General features: G+C 63.1%; 12 protein-coding genes. All 12 read right to left on the bottom strand.

Annotated elements, in window-relative coordinates:
- Positions 1 to 16 precede the first annotated feature (16 nt).
- The 12 genes from amaB to PR018_RS14680 all read right to left on the bottom strand — a co-directional run bounded on the left by amaB (position 17) and on the right by PR018_RS14680 (position 13176).
- Positions 17 to 1549, bottom strand: a complete 1533-nt coding sequence (amaB, locus tag PR018_RS14735; protein ID WP_142824647.1) for an L-piperidine-6-carboxylate dehydrogenase — start codon at positions 1547 to 1549, stop codon at positions 17 to 19.
- Positions 1550 to 1593: 44 nt separating this feature from the next.
- Complete coding sequence (locus PR018_RS14730; RefSeq protein WP_142828818.1) at positions 1594 to 2877, bottom strand: NAD(P)/FAD-dependent oxidoreductase; 1284 nt, start codon at positions 2875 to 2877, stop codon at positions 1594 to 1596.
- Between the two features lie 1109 nt (positions 2878 to 3986).
- Positions 3987 to 5396, bottom strand: coding sequence for a 3-isopropylmalate dehydratase large subunit (gene leuC, locus PR018_RS14725; RefSeq protein ID WP_142824648.1), 1410 nt, complete (start codon positions 5394 to 5396; stop codon positions 3987 to 3989).
- A gap of 245 nt (positions 5397 to 5641) precedes the next feature.
- Positions 5642 to 6460, bottom strand: a complete 819-nt coding sequence (locus tag PR018_RS14720; protein ID WP_142824860.1) for an amino acid ABC transporter permease — start codon at positions 6458 to 6460, stop codon at positions 5642 to 5644.
- Between the two features lie 28 nt (positions 6461 to 6488).
- On the bottom strand, positions 6489 to 7286 hold the full coding sequence (locus PR018_RS14715) for a transporter substrate-binding domain-containing protein (RefSeq protein ID WP_142824649.1): 798 nt from the start codon (positions 7284 to 7286) through the stop codon (positions 6489 to 6491).
- Positions 7287 to 7435: 149 nt separating this feature from the next.
- Positions 7436 to 7999 carry a 50S ribosomal protein L19 gene (rplS, locus tag PR018_RS14710; protein ID WP_142824650.1) on the bottom strand — a complete coding sequence of 188 codons (564 nt, stop codon included), beginning with the start codon at positions 7997 to 7999 and terminating at the stop codon, positions 7436 to 7438.
- A 229-nt stretch (positions 8000 to 8228) separates the two neighbouring features.
- Positions 8229 to 8927: a tRNA (guanosine(37)-N1)-methyltransferase TrmD gene (gene trmD, locus PR018_RS14705; protein ID WP_142824651.1), complete on the bottom strand. Its 699-nt coding sequence runs from the start codon at positions 8925 to 8927 to the stop codon at positions 8229 to 8231.
- 5 nt (positions 8928 to 8932) lie between these two features.
- Positions 8933 to 9499 (bottom strand): ribosome maturation factor RimM, encoded by a 567-nt coding sequence (rimM, locus tag PR018_RS14700; protein WP_111219632.1) that lies wholly within the window; start codon positions 9497 to 9499, stop codon positions 8933 to 8935.
- Positions 9500 to 9623: 124 nt separating this feature from the next.
- Entirely contained in the window at positions 9624 to 9998 is a 375-nt protein-coding gene (rpsP, locus tag PR018_RS14695; RefSeq protein ID WP_111219634.1) for a 30S ribosomal protein S16, read from the bottom strand.
- 71 nt (positions 9999 to 10069) lie between these two features.
- The gene (locus PR018_RS14690; RefSeq protein WP_142824652.1) at positions 10070 to 10372 is read right to left on the bottom strand and encodes a chorismate mutase; all 303 of its coding nucleotides are present in this window, start codon (positions 10370 to 10372) and stop codon (positions 10070 to 10072) included.
- Positions 10373 to 10384: 12 nt separating this feature from the next.
- On the bottom strand, positions 10385 to 11971 hold the full coding sequence (gene ffh / locus PR018_RS14685; protein WP_142824653.1) for a signal recognition particle protein: 1587 nt from the start codon (positions 11969 to 11971) through the stop codon (positions 10385 to 10387).
- 920 nt (positions 11972 to 12891) lie between these two features.
- On the bottom strand, positions 12892 to 13176 hold the full coding sequence (locus PR018_RS14680; protein ID WP_142824654.1) for a GIY-YIG nuclease family protein: 285 nt from the start codon (positions 13174 to 13176) through the stop codon (positions 12892 to 12894).
- Positions 13177 to 13262 lie beyond the last annotated feature (86 nt).

Here is a 13262-nt window from a genome sequence, read left to right as displayed (position 1 = left end):
CATTCTATGGCATCCCTTATTCGACGTCGAACTTGACGCCCTGGGCGAGCGGCAGCGTGCGGCCGTAATTGATGGTGTTGGTGGCGCGACGCATATAGGCGCGCCAGGCATCCGAGCCGGATTCGCGGCCGCCGCCGGTTTCCTTCTCGCCGCCGAAAGCCCCGCCGATCTCGGCGCCGGACGGGCCGATATTGACATTGGCAATGCCGCAATCCGAACCGCGTGACGACAGGAAGGTCTCCGCTTCCCTTATGTCGTTGGTGAAGATCGACGACGAAAGGCCCTGCGGCACGGCATTGTGCAGGTCGAGAACCGCATCGAAATCGCTGTACCTGATGACGTAGAGGATCGGCGCGAAGGTTTCCTCGACGACCGGGCCGGTCTGCGCTGGGATTTCCACCAGCGCCGGCCGAACGTAGAAGGCATCCGCGCCATCGGCCTCAACGCGCTCGCCGCCGGTGACGGTTGCGCCCTCTGCCTTGGCTGCTGCCAGCGCCGCCTGCATCTTGTCGAACGCCTGCCTGTCGATCAGCGGTCCGACCAGCACGCCGTCTTCCATCGGATTACCGACGCTCACCGAGCCATAGGCCTTCTGCAATCGCGGTACCAGCTGGTCGTATACGCTCTCGTGGACGAATAGGCGACGCAGCGAGGTGCAGCGCTGGCCGGCCGTGCCCATCGCCGAAAAGGCGACGCCGCGCAGCGTCAGGTCGAGATCGGCCGTCGGGCAGACGATGGCGGCGTTGTTGCCGCCGAGTTCGAGAATGCCGCGGGCAAAGCGGGCGGCAAGTTTCGGGCCGACAGTGCGGCCCATGGCGGTCGAGCCGGTGGCAGACACCAGCGGCACCTTGACGTGATCGACCAGCGCTTCGCCGATATCGCGGCCGCCGATCAGCAGTGTCGAAAGATTAGCCGGCGCAGAACCGCCTTCCGCGACGTAGCGCTTCAGCGCCTTTTCGAACAGCGCCTGGGTGGCGAGCGCCGTCAGCGGCGTCTTTTCCGATGGCTTCCACACCGTCGAATTGCCGCAGACCATGGCCAGCGCCGCATTCCACGACCAGACGGCAACGGGGAAATTGAAGGCCGAGATGATGCCGGTGACGCCGAGCGGGTGCCAGCTTTCCATCATCCGGTGCTCGGAGCGCTCGGTGGCGATCGTCAGTCCGTAGAGTTGGCGGGACAGGCCGACCGCGAAGTCGCAGATGTCGATCATCTCCTGCACTTCGCCGAGACCTTCCGAGGTGATCTTGCCGACCTCGATGGAGACCAGCCGGCCGAGTGCCGCCTTGCCGGCGCGAAGCTCTTCGCCGAGCAGGCGGATCAGTTCGCCGCGTTTCGGCGCCGGAACCGTGCGCCAGGTGAGGAAGGCTTCATGCGCCGCGTCGATGGCCGCGCGGGCCTCTGCAACGGAGTGCTCCGGCAGGCGGCCGATTTCGCCGCCTGTGATCGGCGATGTTACCGACAGGGTGCCGCCGGTAAAGCGTTCCGTGGCGACGCCGAGGTCGGTTAAGATCTTTTTGGTTTCCTGGGCAAGATCGAGAGCGGTCATGTGAGGCTGTCCCTTGAGTTGGTCTGATGGTGGCCTGGCGCCGGCTAGAAGCGGGACTCGGCAAGATGGGCAATCTGGGCGCCGGCCTCGTACCACATTTCCTTGAGGGCACGGAAGCGGGGGGCGCCAACCTCGGTCGGTGGCAGCGGCAGTTCGTTTTCGCCGATCCGTCCGAGGATATGGGCTGCAAGGGTCTTTCCGAATGTCGTGCCTGGCGCGATGCCGCGCCCGTTATAGCCGCTGAAGCCGACGACGTTTTCGGCGAACCTGTGAAACCTCGGGAGGGCATTGTCGGTCATGCCGATCTTGCCGTACCATTCGCATTCGAATTCGATGTCGCCAAGCTGCGGGAACAGCCGCTTCAGGGACCGCCGGGCCCAGCCCTTGTGGATCGCGGCACCGGTGTTGCGCAGTGCCCCGACGCTGCCGAACACCAGGCGCCCGGCCTGGTCCATGCGGAAGGAAGACAGCACCTCCTTGGTGTCCCAGACACCTTCGCGGCCGGGCAGGATGGATTTGCGCAGATTGTCTCCCAGCGGCACGGTGGCAAAATTGAAATAGGGCAGCAAAACCTGCTCGCCGCGCACCTGTTCGAACGGCCCGGTGCTGTAGGCATCGGTGGAGACGACGATCCAGTCGGCGGTGACGCTGCCGGCGGCTGTCCTTACCACCCAGCGACTGCCCTCGCGGCTGGTCTCCGTAACGCGGCTGCCGGTGTGGAGTGTTGCGCCGGCACGGATGGCCGCCTTGGCAAGCCCGCGCGCATAGGCAAGCGGCTGCAGCGTCCCGGCCCTCATGTCGAGCAGCGCGCCGGCATAGCCGTCGCTGCCGATGCGGCGGCGCGTCTCGTCGGCATCGAGCACGGTGACGGGCGCCCCTCGACTCGCCCACTGGCGGGCGCGGGCCTCGATCTCCTTCAGCCCATCGGCGCCGACGGCGCAGTGCAGCGTCCCGTTGCGCTCGAGTTCGCAGGCAATGCTGTGCTTGTCGATCAGCGCCTTCACCAGTTCAGGGCCGTTGCCGAGCGTATCGAGCAGGCGCTCGCCGTAGAGCGGGCCAAGCACGCCCGGCACGTCGTCGGGCATCACCCACATGCCGGCATTGATCAGCCCGACATTGCGCCCGGCGCCACCGAAGCCGATCTCGTTGCCTTCGAGAAGCACCACCCGCGTGCCGGCCTCGGCAAGATGCAGGGCCGACGACAGGCCCGTATAACCGCCGCCGACGATCACCACATCGGCCGATACCGCGCCGGCAAGCGGCTGCGTCACAGGCGGCGGCGGGGCGGTCTTTTCCCATAGGCCATGGGAGCGCGGGTCGTTGAGCATCATTCGGTCCATTCGTTGCGTGGGCCCACCTTAGCGCCCGACTTGCGGTTGTGAAAGACGATTCCGAGGGCTTTGCACCGGCCCGACAACAACCCCCACGCTTCCCCGTTCACGCGGCCTGTTCGGTCCGTGTCATGACAATTCTGATGGCCGGGGCACACCGAGTGCCTGATGATTTTTAGTGAAGTGACACGCGATGTGCCCCGTTCGACAGTTTTTATCCGCAACTCCGGATCCTCTGTTTCCGACCCAGGTCCCGTTAAGGGAAAAGCTGCCGGAGTTATGCCACACAGGCACGCCGAGCCTAGGGGCCCGAAGGGATCCACTTCTGCGGACCCTTGAAGAAGTCGCCTGCGTAGACAGCAACCCCTCCAAGACCCGGCCCCACCTCGCCGGTAACGCAGACCGGTGTATCCGATGGTGGAACGGGGTGATTATAGATCGGGATGAAAGCACGGGGATGAAATTATGATGCCGGCATTGTTTCCAAACGGAAATCCCAACGGTTTATCCCTATGAGGTGCTGCGGGCAGGGGCGATGGAGGGAAGCGGGAGAGGAGAGAGTGCGAGAGATAGAGAGAGTGTGTGTGCGTGTGAGGTCAGAAAGATCACAAAACCAAAAAGCCACCCCCGACCTCCCTCATTCCTGTGCCTGTCACAGGAATCCAGCCGCCCAAGTCTTTGGGCGATAGATACTTTCCTCACCAACAGAGAGTCCTCCCACGGCGCAGACGCGCCGTGACTGGATTCCTGTGACGAGCACAGGAATGAGGGAAGTGGGGGCGCGCATCCCAGGCGAAGTTGGATCTTAGAATACGTGGTAGCAATTGATCCCTTTTCACGGAGTTGGGCGCCTCGATAGACTTGAGTTTACAAGGCCTTGCTCAGAGAGGCCCCCACTTCCTCCCGTCATTCCGGTGATGGGCACAGGAGTGAGGGAAATTGGGGAAATCGTGGGTAATGTCGTGGTGAAAAGTTTGGCTTCTGCGACCGCGTTTCGTTTTCAGGGGAATGGTCAATCCCGTCGACGACGAACTTACAAATCCAGCTCTTGGACTTGGAACCGGAGGCCGGGTTTGTTGGCCTCCGGTTTACTCAGACGCTTATGCCTATTTCCACTCGCGGATATCGACGAAGTGGCCGGCGATGGCGGCGGCGGCGGCCATGGCCGGGGAGACCAGATGGGTGCGGCCCTTGTGGCCCTGGCGGCCTTCGAAATTGCGGTTCGAGGTCGAGGCGCAGCGCTCGCCCGGCTTCAGCCGGTCGTCGTTCATGGCCAGGCACATGGAACAGCCCGGCTCGCGCCAGTCGAAGCCGGCGGCCTTGAAGATCTTGTCGAGGCCTTCGGCTTCCGCCTGTTCCTTGACGAGGCCGGAGCCGGGCACGATCATCGCGTCGACTGTCGGCGCCACCGTGCGGCCTTCGACAACCTTGGCGACGGCGCGCAAATCCTCGATGCGGCCGTTGGTGCAGGAGCCGATGAAGACGCGGTCGATGCTGATGTCGGTCATCTTCGTGCCGGCGGTCAGGCCCATGTAGTCGAGGGCGCGCTGCTTCGAGGTGCGCTTGTTCTCGTCCTCGATCTCGGCCGGATCAGGCACGACACCCTGCACGGAGACGACGTCTTCCGGCGAAGAGCCCCAGGAGACGATCGGCGGCAGGTTGGCGGCATCGAGCACGACGACCTTGTCGTAATGGGCGCCTTTGTCGGTCTGCAGGGTCTTCCAGTAGGCGATGGCCTTTTCCAGGTTCTCGCCCGATGGTGCGCGTGGCTTGCCCTTGATGTATTCGAAGGTCTTCTCGTCTGGGGCGATCAGGCCGGCGCGGGCGCCGCCCTCGATGGTCATGTTGCAGACCGTCATGCGGCCTTCCATCGACAGGGCGCGGATGGCTTCGCCGGCAAATTCGATGACGTGGCCGGTGCCGCCGGCGGTGCCGATCTCGCCGATGATGGCAAGGATGATGTCCTTAGCGGTGACGTGGTCGGGCAGCTTCCCGTCGACGCGCACCAGCATGTTCTTGGCCTTCTGCTGGATCAGCGTCTGCGTGGCCAGCACATGCTCGACCTCGGATGTGCCGATGCCGTGCGCCAGCGCGCCGAAGGCACCATGCGTCGAGGTGTGGCTGTCGCCGCAGACGATGGTCATGCCCGGCAGGGTGAAGCCCTGCTCGGGGCCGACGATGTGGACGATGCCCTGGCGGATATCGCTGGCGGAATAGTACTCGACCCCGAATTCGGCGGCATTGGTGGCCAGCGCCTCGACCTGGATGCGGCTTTCCTCATTCTTGATGCCGAGGTGGCGATCCGGCGAGGTCGGCACGTTATGGTCGACGACAGCGAGCGTCTTCTGCGGCGCGCGAACGGTCCGGCCCGTCATGCGCAGGCCTTCGAAGGCCTGCGGCGAGGTCACTTCATGAACGAGGTGACGGTCGATGTAGAGAAGACAGGTACCATCGTCTTGCGTATCGACGACGTGGTCGTCCCAGATTTTGTCATAGAGCGTGCGGGGTGCTGTCATGGCGGCGGATCCATATTGGAGTGGGTATCGCGGAAAATGATGGGGCGGCGAGGGGCTCGCCGGCCGCAGGCTCGATCAGCAAACCCGGCTGTTGAGCGCGCCTGAAATCATCGCAAAGAAACGCGCTGGCAGACGCTTGTGGTCCTGCAGCACGAAAGTCTCTCCGCCGATGCATCTAAACTTCGATTCCATGGGGCTGGCTTTACCAATTTTTCTGGCGCACGGCAATTCGAATCATTGGGGTTCTAGCGCCTGACCTGGCGCATCCGCTTCTCAAACTGCCGCAGCAACAGCGACAGGCCAACCGTCAGTATCAGGTAGATATAGGTGACAATCGAATAGGTTTCAAAGAACCGGAAGGAGCCCGAGGCGTAGACCTTGCCCATCTGGGTGATGTCGGCAACGCCGAGCACCGAGACCAGCGACGAGTCCTTGACCATCGAGACGAAGTCGTTCGACAGCGGCGGCAGGATGACGCGGATCGCCTGCGGGAAGACCACGAGCCGGAAGCGCTGGACGCGGGAGAGGCCGAGCGCCTTCGATGCCTCGATCTGGCCGTGATCGACCGCTTCGATGCCGGCGCGAAAGATCTCGGCGATGAACGAGGCATAGCCGATCGTCAAGGCAATGATCGCCCGCCACATCAGCGACAGCTCGCGCACCATCAGCGGCTCGGTCCATCCGGCAGCCACCAGCGGCGCGGTCAGCATGTTATAGGCAGCGACGATGGCGGGGGCGCCGACGAAGGCGACGTAGAACAGCAGCACCAGCATCGGGATGCCGCGGATCACCTCGATGTAGAAGCGCGAGACCTGCCTGAGGACGACGTTGTCGGCGCGCCCGAGAAGCATCACGCCGAGGCCGAGCAGCGTCGCCAGCACGAAGGAGACCAGAGTCACGAAGACGGTGATCGTTGCGCCGGTCACGACGGTGAGGAAGACCTGTGTATAGAGGCCGCTGGTGGCGATGACGATGGCGACCGCCACGCAGATGACGATCAGGGCGACCAGCCACCAGGGGTAGTCGCCCTTGTCTTTGCCGCTCGGCGAGGGCTGGGCTGCAATCACCGGCGGCACTTCACTGTATCGAGCATCAGCCGCCCATCTTGTAGTCGACGAACCATTTCTTATCGAGCGCCGCGAAGGTGCCGTCTGCCTTGAGTGCAGCAATGGCGGCGTTGACGGGAGCCACGAGGTCGGATCCCTTCGGGAAGATGAAACCGAAGTCCTCGACGCCAAGCGGGCCGCCGATCAGCTTCAGGGCGCCGCCAGAACTTTCGACATAGCCCTTGCCAGCTGTGCCGTCCGTCAGAACGGTATCGACATCGCCGGTCTTCAAGGCCTGGACGGTGGCGCCGAAGGTTTCGAACAGCTTGATGCGCGGGTTCTGCTCGTTGCCGTCGAGCACTTCGTAGACGGATGTGTAAAAGGGCGTGGTGCCCGGCTGGGCGCCGACCAGGCCGTCCTTGAAGGCGGCGAACGTCTTGGCGTCGGTGAAGCGCTTCTCGTCGCCGCGCACCAGCATGAATTGCTGTGAGCGCATGTACGGGTTGGAGAAATCGACCTTCTGCTTACGGTCTTCCTTGATGGTGATGCCGGTCATTCCGATGGCGTACTGGCCGTCTGACACCGCCTGGATCATCGCGTCCCAGCTGGTGTTCTGGTATTCGACCTTGAAATTCAGCCGCTTGGCGATCTCGTTCATCGCATCGTATTCCCAGCCGATCGCCTTGCCGGTCTTCGGCTCGACGAACTGCAGCGGAGGATAGGCATTTTCGGTGACGACGACGACCGTCTTGCCTTTCAGATCCGGAAGGTCGGCGGCAAGGGCTGCGAGCGGCGACAAGACAAGGGCGGTCAGACCCAGCAGGAACGAGCGGCGGAACGTCATGGAAAATCTCCCCAAATGGCCAATCGCGAAATTGTCACAGGTGCAAAGTCGCTGGCAAGGGCAATGGCATGGCCGGGACGATAAAAACAGAAAAGGCGGCCCAAAGACCGCCCTTTCCAGATACTATTTTTGCGTCAAAGCCTGAAGGCTTATTCCGCAGCAGGTTCGGCGGCAGCGGCGGCTTCTTCAGCGGCCTTCGCCTTTGCTGCTTCGTCGGCAGCTTTTGCTTCAGCGGCTTCGGCTGCTGCCTTCTCGGCGGCCAGTGCCTGTGCTGCTGCGACCTTCTCAGCTTCGATACGGGCCTTCTCTTCGGCCATCGCAGCGCGCTCGGCGTCGTTCAGCTTGCGGGCGCGGATACCGGTGTCTTCAACGATACGAGCCGACTTGCCGCGACGATCGCGCAGGTAGTACAGCTTGGCGCGACGGACCTTACCGCGACGGACGACGTCGACGCTTTCGATCATCGGCGAATACATCGGGAATACGCGCTCGACGCCTTCGCCGTAGGAAATCTTGCGAACCGTGAAGTTCTCGTGGATGCCGCCGCCAGAACGGCCGATGCAGACGCCTTCATAGGCCTGCACGCGGGTGCGCGTACCTTCGGTTACCTTGACGTTGACGCGGAGCGTATCGCCCGGGGAGAATTCCGGCAGCTTGCGTACGGCTAAGATCTTGGCAGCCTGTTCGGCTTCCAGTTCCTGAATGATGTTCATTGGTCTAACCTTTTCGAGTTCTTCTAAAACAGCCAGAGCGCCCTGCCAGTATCCGTAGGTCGATGCCGCGGGATCTTGTCCTTTCGGACGGGGGCGAATTCACTATTATTTCTTTGCTGGTCGACGGGGTTGACCCCATGTCCGCGTGGGCAGTTACACCAAAATGCAGGGTTTGTCATCCCTCGCGCCGTATTTTTCTCGATCCGGGCTGTCGGCAATGGGGCCGATATCAGCGGCCTGACACGTCGGCATCGTCGAGCAGGTCGGGCCGGCGCGCCCGTGTCAGCTTCAAGGCCTCCTCGGCCTGCCATCTGGCGATGGCGCCGTGGTTGCCCGATGTCAGGACAGCCGGGATCTCGCGGCCTTCCCACTGCTGCGGGCGCGTATAATGCGGGTGCTCCAGCATGCCGTTTTCGAAGCTCTCGTGCGTACCGGAGAGGTCGTTGCCCATGACGCCGGGCAGGATGCGGATGATGGCATCCAGCAGCACCAGCGCTGCCGGTTCGCCGCCGGAGAGGATGTAGTCGCCAATCGAGATTTCCTCGAGGTCGCGGGCATCGATCACACGCTGGTCGACGCCCTCGAAGCGGCCGCAGACGATGACGACGCCCGGCCCCGCCGCCAGTTGGCGGACGCGTTGCTGCGTCAACGGCCTTCCGCGCGGGCTCATCAGCAGGCGGGGGCGACCGTCGTCAGAGCCGGCGTGGTCGATGGCGCGGGCGAGCACGTCGGGCTTCAGCACCATGCCGGCGCCTCCGCCGGCCGGCGTGTCGTCGACGGTGCGGTGGCGATCGGTGGCAAAATCGCGGATCTGCAGCGTGTCGAGCGACCACTGGCCGCGCGCCGACGCCTTGCCTGCAAGAGATGTCGCGAGGTGGCCGGGAAACATCTCGGGATAGAGCGTCAGGATGGTCGCCCGGAAACTCATCGGACCTACTTCTTCGGGCGGTCGGTTTTTGGCGGCTGGCCGATGTCGGTCGGATCGTCGATCAGGCCGGCAGCCATCGGGTCGATCAGCACCTTGCGGTTCTCGAGGTCGATCTCCAGCACGGCTGCTTCGGAAAAGGGGATCAGCACGGGGCGCTTGCCCGGTCCCTTCAGTTCCAGCAGGTCGCCGGCGCCAAAATCGTAGACGCCGCTGACGACGCCGTAGCCGACGCCCTTGGCATCGACGACTTCCAGACCCTCGAGGTCGGCGTAGAAGAATTCGTCGTCGTCGAGTTCGTCGTCCGGCAAGTCCTCGCGTTCGACGAACAGCTCGAGGCCGTTCAGCGCTTCGGCAGCCTCGCGGTCGTTGATGCCGCGAAACCGGATGATGACGACAGTCTTGCTGGCGCGGATGTCCAGCACCTCGAACGTGCGGCCATCGGCGGCGTGCAGGTTGCCGTATTCGGCAAGCGCCATCGGATCGGACGTGTAGGAGCGCGCCCTGACTTCGCCGCGCAGGCCCTGCGCGCCGCCAAGTGTGGCCATCAGAATGGGGTTTTGGAGTTTCGCCATGACTATGCCGCAGATCGAATGAGGGTGAACATCGTTCTTCTCATAGAGGAACGGAGAACGATGGCAAATAAAAAGCGGGCGGCATGTCTCCATGCCACCCGCTCCGGTGATTGCCTGTGACGGCTTATTCGGCAGCAGCAGTCTCGGCAGCGGCGGCGATGTCGGCAGCCTTCTGGGCGCGTTCAGCGATACGCTCTTCGGCCTTCTTGCCTGGCTTTGCCTTTTCCGGGTTGCTGCGCGGATCGCGCTTGGCAACGCCGGCTTCAGACAGGAAGCGCAGGACGCGGTCGGTCGGCTGGGCGCCCTGGTCGATCCAATGCTGGATGCGGGCGGTGTCGAGTTCGACGCGCTTGGCATCTTCCTTGGCGAGCATCGGGTTCCACGAACCGACCTTTTCGAGGAAGCGGCCGTCGCGTGGCGAACGGGCGTCGGCAACGACGACGTGGTAGTAAGGGCGCTTCTTGGAGCCACCGCGGGCGAGACGAATTTTCAGTGCCATTGTATCATACTCCTTCAGAGTGTTGTCAGGACGCCTTGGCGGGCGGCCTTTTGTCTTTCAGTTCTTGTCGATCATGCCTTGAATTCGGCGGCGATCTGTTCGTGGTGCCGGATGACTTCGGTAATGACGAAGTTCAGAAACTTCTCGGCGAAATCCGGGTCCAGATCGGCATCCTTGGCAAGCCGCCGCAGACGTTCGATCTGGTATTCCTCGCGCGCCGGATCGGCCGGCGGCAAATTGTACTTTGCCTTGAGAACGCCGACTGCCTTGGTGCAGCTGAAGCGTTCGGCCAACATGTGGACCAGCGCGGCGTCGATGTTGTCGATCGACTGACGGTAGCCGGAAAGCTGGGTCTTGACGTCGTTATCGGTCATTAGGGCGCTCCCTTACTTCTTCTTCGGCAGGCCGGGCAGGCCAGGAAAACCACCGCCAAGGCCGGGAAGCTTGGGGCCGCCGAGACCCGGCAGGCCACCCATTCCACCGCCCATGCCACCAAGCCCGGGCATGCTGCCGGGACGGCCGAGGCCAGCCGCCTCCGCCTGCTTCTGCAGGGCTTCCAGCTGCTTCGGATCGAGGCTGGAGAGATCGGGCATGCCGCCCATTCCGCCCATGCCGCCGAGGCCCATCTTGCCGGCAAGGCCACCCATCATCTGCTTCATCATGCCGCCCTTGCCCTTAGCCCCCATGGCTTTCATCATGTCGGCCATCTGGCGGTGCATCTTCAGGAGCTTGTTGATAGCGGCGGAATCGGTACCGGAGCCGGCGGCGATGCGCTTCTTGCGGGAATGCTTGAGGATATCGGGATTGGCGCGCTCGGCCTTGGTCATCGACTGGATGATGGCGATCTGGCGGCCAAACAGCTTGTCGTCGAGGCCGGCGGCGGCCATCTTGTCCTTCATGCCCGACATGCCGGGCATCATTCCCATGATGCCGCCCATGCCGCCCATCTTCTGCATCTGGCGCAGCTGGTCGGCGAGGTCGTTGAGGTCAAACTTGCCCTTGGCCATCTTGGCGGCCATGGCGGACGCCTTCTCGGCGTCGATATTCTCGGCGGCACGCTCGACGAGCGAGACGATGTCGCCCATGCCGAGAATGCGGTCGGCGATGCGGCGCGGATGGAACTCTTCCAGCTCGCCCATTTTTTCGCCGGTACCGATCAGCTTGATCGGCTTGCCGGTGACGGCGCGCATCGAAAGGGCCGCACCGCCGCGGCCGTCGCCGTCCATGCGGGTCAGCACAAGACCGGTGATGCCGACGCGCTCGTCGAAATTCCGGGCAAGATTCACCGCGTCCTGGCCGGTCAGGCTATCGGCGACCAGCAGGATCTCGTGCGGGTTCGACTTGCGCTTGATCTCGGCCATCTCGACCATCAGCGGCTCGTCGATATGGGTGCGACCGGCGGTGTCGAGGATGACGACATCGTGGCCGCCAAGGCGGGCAGCCTGCACCGCGCGGGCGGCAATGTCTGTCGGTGACTGGCCGGCAATGATCGGCAGCACGTCGATGGAGGCCTGCACGCCGAGCTGGCGCAACTGCTCCTGGGCGGCCGGGCGCCGCGTATCGAGCGATGCCATCAGCACCTTCTTGCGGTCCCGTGTCGTCAGCCGGTGGGCAATCTTGGCCGATGTCGTGGTCTTGCCCGAGCCCTGCAGGCCGACCATCATGATGACGACGGGGGCCGGCGCATTCAAATCGACGCCGACGCTGTCGGCACCGAGCATCTCGATCAGCTCGTCATGAACGATCTTGACGACCATCTGGCCGGGCTTGATCGACTTCAAGACTTCGGCGCCGATGGCCTTTTCACGGACGCGATCGGTAAAGCCACGCACGACGTCGAGCGCCACGTCGGCTTCGAGAAGAGCACGGCGAACCTCGCGCAGCGCTGCGGAAACATCGGCTTCCGACAAAGCGCCACGGCCGGTCAGTCCATTCAGAATGGAGCCAAGTCGGTCCTGGAGGTTTTCAAACATCAGCTCTTCCTTCTCGCTTCCGATTTTTTGACCGCATATCGCCTCAGGGCATCGCGCGGCGTCGGCCGGAAACTTTGTTCTTTTCCTTGACGAAAACAAGACGCAAAGCCAAAAAGCACCCGAGGGCGCATCGCGCTGTCGGGTGTTGACCTCCGGGATCCAATTCCCTTGCGGGGTCCCGGTCGGCGGCTAGGAGGCTTGAGCTCGTCGCAGATGGGCGCGGTAAACAGCAATTGGGCGGGAAAGTCAAGATCGGCGAGGAAATTGCCCGGTCGCGAGCGGGGGATGGGTAATTCCGGGGGGGCTGTGCTTGTTTTGGGAAAGCCCGGCCCTTGGGGTTCGTCATCCTCCGGCGGTCGCTTGCGTTTGGATCCTCGGGTCAAGCCCGAGGATGACGAGCCCCGGGGGTGGGGCTGCCGTGTGGCGGTGGTGCGGGATGGGTGGTGCGGGGTGGTCGGTCTTGTCGGCCGGCCTTTAGCGGGTGACCGTCATTCTGTAATTGGCGCCCCCAAACATAGTCCTTGCTGTGGCAAAGCCCAGCCCACCGCACTTCGTCATCCTCGGGCTCGACCCGAGGATCCAGGCGCAAGCGGTGCGGCATTCGTGGTGAACGCATGGCACGCATGCCGCCTACCCCGGTTTTCCGCTAAGCCGGGGCCCCTGAAATACTTACGGTGGCTTGCGTTTGGATCCTCGGGTCAAGCCCGAGGATGACGAACCCCGTGGGTGGGGTTGCCGTTTGAAGGTGGTGCGTGTGGACGGTATGGGGCGGTGGTGCTGGGTGGTTGGTGCGGGCTTGTCGACAGGCTTTAGCGGATGACCGTCATTCTGAAGTTGGCGCCTCAAACGCAGCCCTTGCATCGACAAAGCCAAGCCCCCACAATTCGTCATCCTCGGGCTCGACCCGAGGACCACCATGTTCACCACAGCTCGTAATACAGGTCCCTCCAATCCGGGTTGGTTTTTTCGATCAGATCGATCTTCCATTGGCGATACCAGCGCTTGAGGGACTTTTCGCGCTGGATGGCGTCCTGGATGTTGAAGTGCTCTTCGTACCAGGCCAGTCGCCGGCAGCCGTATGTGGCGGTGAAGCCGGGGGTGAGGGCTTCGCGGTGTTCGTGGATGCGGCGTGCGAGGTCCGAGGTCACTCCGATGTAGAGGGTGCCGTGCTTGTGGTTCGTGACGATGTAAGTGTAGTCGGTCATAGGCTCAATGTGCTCGCTTAGGTTGCTATTGGTCAAGCTTGGCGAGGCAGGCGGCCTGTCTTGCGCCAAGACTGGTAATTCGCGGC

The sequence above is a fragment of the Rhizobium rhododendri genome, assembly GCF_007000325.2.
GTDB lineage: Bacteria > Pseudomonadota > Alphaproteobacteria > Rhizobiales > Rhizobiaceae > Rhizobium > Rhizobium rhododendri.
The sequence above is the reverse complement of the archived record's forward strand: the minus strand, read 5'-3'. Positions and strand labels throughout refer to the sequence as shown.

Bases quoted from the DNA above. Each gene is read 5' to 3' on its own strand.
- amaB (WP_142824647.1), bottom strand. From the start codon at position 1,549: ATGACCGCTCTCGATCTTGCCCAGGAAACCAAAAAGATCTTAACCGAC.
- PR018_RS14730 (WP_142828818.1), bottom strand. From the start codon at position 2,877: ATGCTCAACGACCCGCGCTCCCATGGCCTATGGGAAAAGACCGCCCCG.
- leuC (WP_142824648.1), bottom strand. From the start codon at position 5,396: ATGACAGCACCCCGCACGCTCTATGACAAAATCTGGGACGACCACGTC.
- PR018_RS14715 (WP_142824649.1), bottom strand. From the start codon at position 7,286: ATGACGTTCCGCCGCTCGTTCCTGCTGGGTCTGACCGCCCTTGTCTTG.
- rplS (WP_142824650.1), bottom strand. From the start codon at position 7,999: ATGAACATCATTCAGGAACTGGAAGCCGAACAGGCTGCCAAGATCTTA.
- trmD (WP_142824651.1), bottom strand. From the start codon at position 8,927: ATGAGTTTCCGGGCGACCATCCTGACGCTCTATCCCGAGATGTTTCCC.
- rimM (WP_111219632.1), bottom strand. From the start codon at position 9,499: ATGGCGAAACTCCAAAACCCCATTCTGATGGCCACACTTGGCGGCGCG.
- rpsP (WP_111219634.1), bottom strand. From the start codon at position 9,998: ATGGCACTGAAAATTCGTCTCGCCCGCGGTGGCTCCAAGAAGCGCCCT.
- PR018_RS14690 (WP_142824652.1), bottom strand. From the start codon at position 10,372: ATGACCGATAACGACGTCAAGACCCAGCTTTCCGGCTACCGTCAGTCG.
- ffh (WP_142824653.1), bottom strand. From the start codon at position 11,971: ATGTTTGAAAACCTCCAGGACCGACTTGGCTCCATTCTGAATGGACTG.
- PR018_RS14680 (WP_142824654.1), bottom strand. From the start codon at position 13,176: ATGACCGACTACACTTACATCGTCACGAACCACAAGCACGGCACCCTC.